This window comes from Bartonella sp. AA74HLJMH, assembly GCF_042197045.1.
Classification (GTDB): domain Bacteria; phylum Pseudomonadota; class Alphaproteobacteria; order Rhizobiales; family Rhizobiaceae; genus Bartonella.
In genome coordinates this window covers 18,614-27,373 of sequence record NZ_JBHIRJ010000017.1, presented here as the reverse complement: position 1 = coordinate 27,373, position 8,760 = coordinate 18,614, and the positions used below count along the sequence as shown (strand labels likewise).

Annotated in this window: 12 protein-coding genes and 2 pseudogenes; 11 read left to right on the top strand and 3 right to left on the bottom strand. The window is 40.1% G+C overall.

The window, feature by feature from the left end; all coding sequences use genetic code 11:
* From ACFINH_RS07730 to ACFINH_RS07720, 3 genes and pseudogenes are all read left to right on the top strand, one after another.
* Positions 1-255 (top strand): annotated as a pseudogene (locus ACFINH_RS07730) (hypothetical protein); the annotation flags it as partial.
* Positions 170-715: a hypothetical protein gene (locus ACFINH_RS07725; RefSeq protein WP_375632572.1), complete on the top strand. Its 546-nt coding sequence runs from the start codon at positions 170-172 to the stop codon at positions 713-715. The pseudogene ACFINH_RS07730 and the gene ACFINH_RS07725, both read left to right, overlap by 86 nt.
* Before the next feature lie 57 nt (positions 716-772).
* Complete coding sequence (locus ACFINH_RS07720) at positions 773-1,288, top strand: hypothetical protein (protein ID WP_375632571.1); 516 nt, start codon at positions 773-775, stop codon at positions 1,286-1,288.
* Positions 1,289-1,410: 122 nt separating this feature from the next.
* Here ACFINH_RS07720 and ACFINH_RS07715 read toward each other — a convergent pair whose 3' ends face one another.
* A complete protein-coding gene (locus ACFINH_RS07715) occupies positions 1,411-1,716 on the bottom strand; it encodes a BrnA antitoxin family protein (protein WP_375632570.1) in 306 nt (101 codons plus the stop codon).
* Complete coding sequence (locus ACFINH_RS07710) at positions 1,694-1,993, bottom strand: BrnT family toxin (protein ID WP_375612484.1); 300 nt, start codon at positions 1,991-1,993, stop codon at positions 1,694-1,696. Before ACFINH_RS07710 ends, ACFINH_RS07715 begins: the two co-directional genes overlap by 23 nt.
* Positions 1,994-2,185: 192 nt before the next feature.
* Between ACFINH_RS07710 and ssb the strand changes: the two genes are divergently transcribed.
* The 5 genes and pseudogenes from ssb (at position 2,186) to ACFINH_RS07685 (ending at position 4,128) form a co-directional block, all read left to right on the top strand.
* Positions 2,186-2,629 carry a single-stranded DNA-binding protein gene (gene ssb / locus ACFINH_RS07705; protein ID WP_375632569.1) on the top strand — a complete coding sequence of 148 codons (444 nt, stop codon included), beginning with the start codon at positions 2,186-2,188 and terminating at the stop codon, positions 2,627-2,629.
* 53 nt (positions 2,630-2,682) lie between these two features.
* Positions 2,683-3,177, top strand: coding sequence for a hypothetical protein (locus ACFINH_RS07700; protein WP_375630236.1), 495 nt, complete (start codon positions 2,683-2,685; stop codon positions 3,175-3,177).
* A 95-nt stretch (positions 3,178-3,272) separates the two neighbouring features.
* Complete coding sequence (locus ACFINH_RS07695; protein WP_375630237.1) at positions 3,273-3,530, top strand: AbrB/MazE/SpoVT family DNA-binding domain-containing protein; 258 nt, start codon at positions 3,273-3,275, stop codon at positions 3,528-3,530.
* Positions 3,530-3,862: a type II toxin-antitoxin system PemK/MazF family toxin gene (locus ACFINH_RS07690; RefSeq protein ID WP_375630238.1), complete on the top strand. Its 333-nt coding sequence runs from the start codon at positions 3,530-3,532 to the stop codon at positions 3,860-3,862. The genes ACFINH_RS07695 and ACFINH_RS07690 overlap by 1 nt, the downstream gene beginning before the upstream one ends.
* A 28-nt stretch (positions 3,863-3,890) precedes the next feature.
* Positions 3,891-4,128: pseudogene (locus ACFINH_RS07685) on the top strand (CopG family transcriptional regulator).
* A 63-nt stretch (positions 4,129-4,191) separates the two neighbouring features.
* Here the strand turns inward: ACFINH_RS07685 and ACFINH_RS07680 are convergent.
* On the bottom strand, positions 4,192-4,800 hold the full coding sequence (locus ACFINH_RS07680; protein WP_375630239.1) for a hypothetical protein: 609 nt from the start codon (positions 4,798-4,800) through the stop codon (positions 4,192-4,194).
* Between the two features lie 296 nt (positions 4,801-5,096).
* Between ACFINH_RS07680 and ACFINH_RS07675 the strand changes: the two genes are divergently transcribed.
* The 3 genes from ACFINH_RS07675 to ACFINH_RS07665 are packed head-to-tail and all read left to right on the top strand — an operon-like array spanning position 5,097 to position 8,756.
* On the top strand, positions 5,097-5,411 hold the full coding sequence (locus ACFINH_RS07675) for a hypothetical protein (RefSeq protein WP_375632568.1): 315 nt from the start codon (positions 5,097-5,099) through the stop codon (positions 5,409-5,411).
* Complete coding sequence (locus ACFINH_RS07670) at positions 5,392-6,717, top strand: PBSX family phage terminase large subunit (protein ID WP_375632567.1); 1,326 nt, start codon at positions 5,392-5,394, stop codon at positions 6,715-6,717. The genes ACFINH_RS07675 and ACFINH_RS07670 overlap by 20 nt, the downstream gene beginning before the upstream one ends.
* On the top strand, positions 6,702-8,756 hold the full coding sequence (locus tag ACFINH_RS07665; protein ID WP_375613684.1) for a portal protein: 2,055 nt from the start codon (positions 6,702-6,704) through the stop codon (positions 8,754-8,756). The genes ACFINH_RS07670 and ACFINH_RS07665 overlap by 16 nt, the downstream gene beginning before the upstream one ends.
* Positions 8,757-8,760 lie beyond the last annotated feature (4 nt).

Below are 8,760 nucleotides of genomic sequence, written 5' to 3'. Positions count from 1 at the left end.
CGTAACTGGGTACGCAGGGCTATCGAGGGTTTAGAAAAAACGAAAAACACGAACAACAATGGTGGAAACAATGGAAATTACACTCAAAAGAAAAAAAGCATTGGGGAGCGTATCGCAGACAGTCTCCTTGATATCGGAAATCGAGGGTATTTTGAAACACATTCATGCGATGATACCTCCGAGCGGTCCGTTTGTTTTGAAGGATGGCAGCCAATTAACGAAACAGCAGGAATCGATTGCTTTAGAGGCTGGTGATCAATTGCAAGAGCTCTTCGCAGTGAAAGCAGGTAAAGAGGATATAGCAAAAGCTATTCGCATGCTGTCGTGTGGTTTGAAAATAGCACAACAATCAGACCATGAGGGAATGGCGTTGACCTATGGAATGGTTTTGGAAAATGTCTCTGCATGGTCACTGATGACAGTGGTCAAACGGATTTTATGTGATGAAATAAATTGTTTATCCGATACGTTTTTTCCGAGCACACGAGAACTTGTCAGGTTGTGTCGAGATTTAGAAAACAGTCTTTTGAGAAAAGCCAATTTTGTACGCAATGCTGTTTTGAGATTCCGTGAAAAGGAGTTGAAAGAACAAGCAGAGAAAGAGCATTCAACGCCTATAACGCTTGTTCACAAGCAAGAGCTTGAAGAAACTTTAAATGGCATTGGTGGGATAATGAAACGCTTTGGTCCACAGCAAACTAGTGAAAAGTGCTGATGATTTTACGATTAGGCATGTGTTTAAATCGATAAAAAGATACCGTAGGAAATAAATATGTTTACAGATAAGCAGCTAAGAGCCTTGTTTGGCATTATAACTTTTATATTTTTATGTTTTTTAGGAATTAAAAAAAATCCCTACTTTATTCAAAGTATTTTGATATTCGCATCTGTTTCTTTGGTAATAGTCACAGCGGTTTTTGCAATTTTATGCAATTCTCATATTCCTTTTGAGTTGCAGAACAATCCAAAATACAAACGCAGCAACACAACAGGTTGGAAGACATTAACACGTGATTTACAACAGTATATGCACAGACTTTTAAAGCTAATAAGTTTAGCGCTTGTCGTTTTAATTTTTCCAAATAGTTATAAAGAAACTGTTTTTTTACCTGTCATTTCTAAGTACGTGGAGTATAAGCTTTCTTTTCCATTGGATACCGTACTTTGGTACTCAGATATTGCTCTTTGGTATTCCTTTTTAGTCTGTGTATTTTTCCTTATGTTACGTACACGCAGTTTAATAAATATATCTATTTACACACTACAGTGCTCCGTTAAAAAGCTATAGTAAAATTTCCGATTTTATAAAACTGTTCAGATTACGTTGTTTCTTCTCAACGTTCGATAAAATCAACAAGAGCATAAAAAACTATCGAAAGCAGTTTGATACTCTTTGTAGCAGGAAAGAGATCAACGCATTGAACGAAGCATGGCGTCACGTAAAATTGCGTTAATCCGTGTTTGATATCCTTTCCCTTGACTTTTAAGCCACGCTAGAACGTCTGAATCCACACGTACTGTTGTGACAGTTTTGGTTGGTTTATAGAATGGATTGCGAACGGCGTTTTTCCAGAATGCATCATTGAGTGACGGAATATCACTATGATCAATTGCACTGTCCGGCATTGCAGCCAGCTTATCAACTTCAACTCTCTGTTTATCTGTCAAAGGTGATAAGTTACCTACATCAATTTCATAACGAACTTTCTTCTTCATAACGTTTCCTTTCTTTTGAGTTGGCTCGCCGCGCTGAAATAATACGGATTACTTCTATACCATCTTTATCATCATGGACAGTATGCGCCACGAGCAGCAGTAAAAAACCATCCACAAGACCCAAAGTTTGCCAACGATATTCTCCGTTTTCAATACGGTCTTGTTTAACCATGGCGAACGGGTCTGCAAAAACACGAGCAGCAATTTCAAAACTGACACGGTGCTTTCTAAGATTACTTTTCGCTTTAGCTTCATCCCATTCAAATCTTATTTTCATATCTTATGTTAATACATTTATGTATGTATTTCAAGAGTTTTAAATGAACACTGAACTATTTATGTTTTTTTGCATATTAAATATAATTTTATATGTTAAAAAACAATAATATCATTTTGAAATAATTGAAAAAATAAGCAAATCATGCTAAGATTTTCTATGTATTAAAATACAAGTTTAAGGTAAAAAAACATGCTAAATAAAGTGACATTAATCGGGCGTTTAGGTGCTGATCCCGAAAGCAAAACAATGAATTCTGGAGCAGAAATAGTCAATTTTCGTATGGCAACTTCTGAAAGCTATACGGATAAAAATACTCATCAAAAAGTAGAGAAAACTGAATGGCATTCAGTTGTGATTTTTAATCCACATTTGGCAAAAATTGCACTTCAGTATCTAAACAAAGGTTCAAAAGTTTACGTAGAAGGAAAATTACAGACACGCAAATGGCAAGATAAAAATGGGCATGACCGTTACACAACAGAGATTATTTTACCACAATTCAAAGGCGAGTTGTATTTGCTTGATGTAAAGAAAGATCAATCTGCCCCTTCTTCCGTTACTTCTCAAAATTATGCTATCGCTTCAGGTGCCGCTGATCATAGTGCATCTCTTAATGACAGCATACCATTTTGATTGATAAAATATAACAAAGGGAAACATGTGGGCTCCCACAGATTAGGGGATGTATGAAGAAGAAAGATGCTTACATTTCACAAGTGAAAGTACGTCAAGATCCTGTTAATCAATTGGCAATTGAAATGCGTGCTAAACGCTTTGGTTTGACTATTGAAGAGGCTAAAAATCCGCTTGCTGGTACTTATGTTGGGCGGCTGTGTTTGCAAGGCATGCTTACTCAAGACCAGTATGATGCTGCGCAAAAATATCTTGAAGTGAAAAATGACTATTTGTGTGCAAAAGGTTTACCAAGCGCTGTTTATGATGAAATACCATCATCTTCTGATGACAAAGCAAGAGAAAAATGGGTTGAATTTGCAACAGAACAGTTTTCTAATATGCAAGAGGCGATAAAAGAAACACAACATCTCTATAGACAGTATAATCTTTATGCAGCAATACAATATATTGTTGTCGAAGACAAAACATTACCACATCTTGTGAATTCATTGTGGGTCGCTCTTAACGCGCTTCATAAATATTTTAACAGAAAAAACAAATGGTAAATGTTTTGCTGTTATTTTCCTATAAAAGCATGAAAGCTCTTGAAGAATAAACATTAGAATGTTATATTTTTATATAATATTAGTGGGAGTGTTTTATGCATACAACAAAATTACGTAAAGTTGGAGGGTCAGTTATGCTCTCTATACCGCCCGCATTGCTTGATGTTCTTCACCTTACTGAAAATACGCAAGTGGGTTTGGCTATTGATAATGGACAATTGGTTGTGAAACCACAGATATCGCCAAATTACACCCTTGAAGAATTATTAGCGCAATGTAATCCTTCAGATGATTTTGCGGATGAGGATGTGGAGTGGTTTGATGCTAATCCTGTTGGCAGAGAGCTCTTGTAATGAAGCGGGGTGAAATTTGGTTTGTATCGCTTGACCCAACTTCTGGTTATGAGCAAAGAGGGGCGCGTCCTGTACTGATTGTGTCACCGGAGGCGTTTAATCGTGTAACAAAAACACCAGTTGTTTTGCCCATTACAAGTGGAGGAAATTTTGCGAGAACAGCAGGGTTTGTTGTTTCATTGGCAGGAACAGGATTGCATACAACAGGTGTGATACGTTGTGATCAACCACGTGCTATCGATATAGCAGCACGTAATGGAAAAAAAATGGAAACAGTTCCCTCTATAATTATGAATGAAGTGCTAGCCAAATTATCGACATTTCTAACTTAGTATTTGTATTACAGTGGATACAAAGATTATGACAGTATCTATTCGGTTGCCTAGCGAACTTGAAACACGTTTGAATAATTTAGCTGCTAAGATAGGACGTACAAAATCTTTTTATCTACGCGAGATTATTGAATGCGGAATAGAGGAAGCAGAGGATTATTATTTAGCTTCACAAGTAAGTAAGAGAGTCCGTTCAAAGAGGAGAAGCAGCTTTTTATAGTTCTGAAGAGGCGAGGAGAGAGCTTGGCTTGTTCCTCGAAGATTAGGTGTTAACAAACTGAAGCAAAAGCTGAGCAAATATTTTCACAAAAGCTTATCGCTATGTTGATTTAAAAGTAATCATCTGAGTAATTTAAATGTTTGAATTTCTTTTTTAATTTGTCCCGTTCTTCAATCGCCTCATCTCGTTCCCTAACAGCATTGTCACGGTCTTTTAGCACTGAATTATAGGAATTAACTAGATTATTATGAGTATCGCAAAAACTTTTAAATCCTTTTGATGCTAAAAACTCATACAGACCAACAAGGAAGATTGTTATTACTAACAAAATTGTTGTTGGGACTCCGAAAAAATGAAGTATAGCGATTCCTATTACTAGGCAAATTGTGATTTCGATCTCTACATACAAAAGAAACAAAAACAGCATGATTGGTATTGTAATTACGAGTACTATTATTCCCACATCTAAGGACTCGTAGAGAAGGATTCCTGTAGATATTATAGCTATAGATATCAGTACGTGCGTGAAATCACTACTATCATAATAATAATTATCACCTATTTCGCAGTAGGGCGACGAAAATACATATCTAAAGATTGACCAGAAAATAGAAATAATCGATATTGCTGTCAAAACTCGAAGAGATAGAGAACCTGATATAAATAGTACATCAATTATTACTACTATTGCACTTAAATATATTGATATTGGTTCCATACTCCTCCCCCCTTTATTAATTTCTCAGTTGTATAATTGATTCGTTTAGAAGATACAATTGTGAGTGGTTGGTTGTTAAAGACACTAGATTTAGGTGAAAAAAATAAAAAATACACAATATAGTGATTTTTTTGTTGACATGGTGTGAATAATAGTGTTTTATGGCGTTGCTGTACTAGTCGAATTGCGTCTAGAATTACGGTAAAGGTATAACCTTTCTTATAAGTTTATATGATTGTTCAGAGCCCTGCTTTTGCGGGGTTTTTTTATTGTCTTGTTTACAAAAAGAAACACACATGAAAACCACTGAAAAACTTGCAAAAAGAACGCCCCCAAAGGCAGGTCAAGGGCGGGTAAAAGGTGTGCCAAATAAAACGACACGTATTTTGAAAGAAGCAGTGCTTAAGGCAGCAGAGCGCGCTGGTAAGAAATATGGTGATGATGGTTTGGTCTCTTATCTAGAAAAACAGGCAATCAAATGCCCCGCTGCTTATTTGGCATTGTTGGGGAAGATTTTGCCTCTTCAAGTGACAGGGGAAGATGGGGGAGTCATTAAGATGATAACGCGTGTGGAAATCGCGCCTTTAGTTCATGACAACACGACAGATTAATATTGTTCCAAAGCTTATACCGATTTTTACAGATAAGGCTTTGGTGCGTGCGGCTTGGGGAGGGAGAGGATCTGGGAAGACAAGATCATTTGCCTTGATGGCTGCTTTAAAAGGCTATCAATTTGGTAGGAGAGGGATATCAGGCACTATACTTTGTGCACGTCAGTTTCAGAATTCTTTGGCAGAAAGTTCATTGGAGGAAATTAAACGCGCCATTGAAGCGCACGACTTTTTAAAGGACTATTACAAGGTTGGGGAGTCGTCGATTAAGTCGATAGATGGTCGTATAGCCTTTCAGTTTTCTGGTCTGGACCGGAATATTGCAAGTATCAAGTCTATGGGGCGTATTTTGCTTTGTTGGGTTGATGAGGCAGAGCCCGTTACAGAGACGGCTTGGCAAACGCTTATACCGACGTTGCGAGAAGAAGGAGAGGGATGGCGGGCAGAGTTATGGGTGACATGGAACCCGTTGCGAGAGAATGCCCCCGTTGAGAAGCGGTTTCGCTTTTCAGACAATGAGGCAATCAAACGTGTTGAGATCAACTGGTCAGACAATCCGAAGTTTCCCAAGATCTTGAATGAAGCACGACTTGATGATCTGAGAAACCGCCCCGAGACCTATAAGCATATCTGGGAAGGGGATTATCTGAAAGCGGTTCAAGGCGCTTATTATCAAAAGGAAATGTTGGCAGCCGAGCAGGAGGGGCGGATAGGGCGTGTTGCTCGTGACCCCTTGATGCAAATACGTGCTTTTTGGGACATTGGGGGTACGGGCGCCAAGGCAGATGCAACAGCGATATGGATAGCGCAATTTGTTGGTAGAGAGATCAGAGTGCTTAATTATTACGAAGCACAGGGGCAGCCTTTATCGGAGCATATCGGTTGGTTGCGTCACAATGGTTATGAGAAGGCATTGATGGTTTTGCCCCATGATGGTGCGACCAGAGACCGTGTGCACAATGTGAGTTTTGAGAGTGCTTTAAATGATGCGGGTTTTGAAACGCAAGTGATCCCTAATCAAGGGGCAGGGGCGGTTAAGATGCGTATAGAGGCGGTGCGGCGTATTTTGCCGTCTGTTTGGTTTAATGAAGAGATGACGGTAGCAGGGCGCAAAGCACTGAATTGGTATCATGAGAAATGGGATGAGAAGCGCGGCATTGGTTTGGGTGCAGAGCATGATTGGTCGAGCCATGGGGCGGATGCCTTTGGTTTAATGTGCATTGTCTATGAAGCACCCAGTGTCAAACCCAAGCAAGAGCGTTATTGCACTATGGAAAGAGAAGCGGCATCATGGATGGCATTCTAGATCAAGACTTTCAAAAAACGACAATCCTTGATGAATATGAACTCTATAAGCGTTTAAAGTCTTGGTACGCAGAAGATGTTGAACATGTTAATGAATGGCGTGAACAGGCGCGTGAAGATTTTGATTTTTATAATGGTCGTCAATGGGCAGAGGAAGATCTTGCGGTTTTAAAAGAGCAACGCCGTCCTGTCATGACTTTTAACCGCATTGCACCCCTTGTGAATGCTATTGTTGGGGCGGAGCGTAATAATAAGCGCGAAGTACAGTTTCAACCACGGCAAATGGGAGCGGCAATACCCAATGAATTGCTTACTGGAGCAGCAGAATGGTTTCGTGATGAGGCGGAGGCGGAATATGCCGATTCCGATGCTTTTCAGGATATGGTTATTTGCGGTATGGGCTGGACAGATACGCGGCTTGATTATGATACAGATCCCGAAGGGATACCTGCTGTTCAACGTTTAGATCCCTTAAAAATGGTTTGGGATGCCAATGCTGTAAGACCAAATCTCATTGACGCACAGCGTATGTGGTATGTTGATCGCAAATCCGTTGAGGATGCTAAAAGTCTTTTTCCTGATGTTGCTGTTGAAGATCTTAACGCCGATTGGGCTATCGATAGTACAACCGCTTCTGAGGATTCTCATGTGTCGCTTGATGCGTATCAAGATGACTCCAATGCGACTTCTCTCTCAGATCCGTATTCTGGGAAACGCTATGTTACGCTGGTTGAATGCCGTTGGTTTGAATATGAGACCACTTACAAGGCGCCTGATCTTCAAACCGGACAGATGCGCAACTATAGCAAACAGGAGTTTGAACAGCTTCAAAGGGTAATGCCACAATTACAAGGGGTGTGTTTTAATAAAAAAGTGGTGAGACGCGCTTTTCTGGGACGACGTCTTTTAGCAAAGCCCGATAAGCCATTAGCACCTGATGGGCAACTTGGGTGGGAGTGTATCACGGGCACGCTGGATAAGCTTAAAAACCAGTTTTACGGGATTGTTCGCCCCGCAAAAGATCCACAAAAATGGTCGAATAAATATTTTAGCCAAGTGATGTATATCCTTAATAGCCAGTCTAAGGGCGGCTTGATGGCAGAACGAGGCGCTTTCGATGATGATCGCCAAGCCATGGAAAGCTGGGCGCGAACGGATACGATTACTTGGGTTAAAAATGGCGCGCTTACAGGAGGGAAAATTCAACCAAAGCCAAGTGCACAATTTCCCAATGGATTTTTCCAGCTGTTTAATGAATCGCGTGAAGCGATAACGCATGTAACAGGGTTATCGGCTGAGTTTATCGGAACACGGGAGGTCAACCAAGCCAATGTGCTGGAAAATACACGCCGGCAATCAACGCTTAATTTGCTTGCGGGGCTGTTTGATAATCTCAAGCTTTATCGGTGTAGGCAGGGAAAGATTATCCTTTATCTCATTCAGAATTATCTCTCTGATGGGCGTCTGGTACGTATTTCTGGACAAGAGAATGCGCAGTATGTTCCATTAACACGTGAAGCTGTCACAACGCTTGAATACGACATTATTGTTGATGATTCACCGACAAGCCCCAATGAAAAAGAGAAAACTTTTGCGACAATTACGCAGATGTTGCCATTGCTTGGTGGGTTCTTAACACCGGAGATGATTCCAGATCTTTTAAAGCTTTCCCCACTACCGGCAACATTGGTAGCAAATTTAACGGCAAAAGCACAGCAGGCACAACAAGAACAACAGCAACAGCAGATGATGCAACAAAGCCAAGGGGCGCAATTAACTCCAGAGCAACAAGCAAAGATTGCTGTTTTACAGCAAGAAGCGCAAGCAAAGAGCACACTCTATCAACTTGATGCGCAGCAGAAACAAGCGGCATTGCAGCAGAAAAATATCGAACTTTTCTTGAAACAAGAACAAGCGCGCATGCAGCTCGAACTTCAACAGGCAAAAAATGAGATAGCGCAGCGTGATTTAGAACGCAAAGCTTTACAGACACAGTTGGAACACTATCGAGTTTTGACAAAAAATATAATAGCACATTGAAGGG

What these genes read in the sequence shown, in the direction of transcription:
- ACFINH_RS07725 (WP_375632572.1), top strand. Translation starts at nt 170, where the DNA reads ATGATACCTCCGAGCGGTCCGTTTGTTTTGAAGGATGGCAGCCAATTA.
- ACFINH_RS07720 (WP_375632571.1), top strand. Translation starts at nt 773, where the DNA reads ATGTTTACAGATAAGCAGCTAAGAGCCTTGTTTGGCATTATAACTTTT.
- ACFINH_RS07715 (WP_375632570.1), bottom strand. Translation starts at nt 1,716, where the DNA reads ATGAAGAAGAAAGTTCGTTATGAAATTGATGTAGGTAACTTATCACCT.
- ACFINH_RS07710 (WP_375612484.1), bottom strand. Translation starts at nt 1,993, where the DNA reads ATGAAAATAAGATTTGAATGGGATGAAGCTAAAGCGAAAAGTAATCTT.
- ssb (WP_375632569.1), top strand. Translation starts at nt 2,186, where the DNA reads ATGCTAAATAAAGTGACATTAATCGGGCGTTTAGGTGCTGATCCCGAA.
- ACFINH_RS07700 (WP_375630236.1), top strand. Translation starts at nt 2,683, where the DNA reads ATGAAGAAGAAAGATGCTTACATTTCACAAGTGAAAGTACGTCAAGAT.
- ACFINH_RS07695 (WP_375630237.1), top strand. Translation starts at nt 3,273, where the DNA reads ATGCATACAACAAAATTACGTAAAGTTGGAGGGTCAGTTATGCTCTCT.
- ACFINH_RS07690 (WP_375630238.1), top strand. Translation starts at nt 3,530, where the DNA reads ATGAAGCGGGGTGAAATTTGGTTTGTATCGCTTGACCCAACTTCTGGT.
- ACFINH_RS07680 (WP_375630239.1), bottom strand. Translation starts at nt 4,800, where the DNA reads ATGGAACCAATATCAATATATTTAAGTGCAATAGTAGTAATAATTGAT.
- ACFINH_RS07675 (WP_375632568.1), top strand. Translation starts at nt 5,097, where the DNA reads ATGAAAACCACTGAAAAACTTGCAAAAAGAACGCCCCCAAAGGCAGGT.
- ACFINH_RS07670 (WP_375632567.1), top strand. Translation starts at nt 5,392, where the DNA reads ATGACAACACGACAGATTAATATTGTTCCAAAGCTTATACCGATTTTT.
- ACFINH_RS07665 (WP_375613684.1), top strand. Translation starts at nt 6,702, where the DNA reads ATGGATGGCATTCTAGATCAAGACTTTCAAAAAACGACAATCCTTGAT.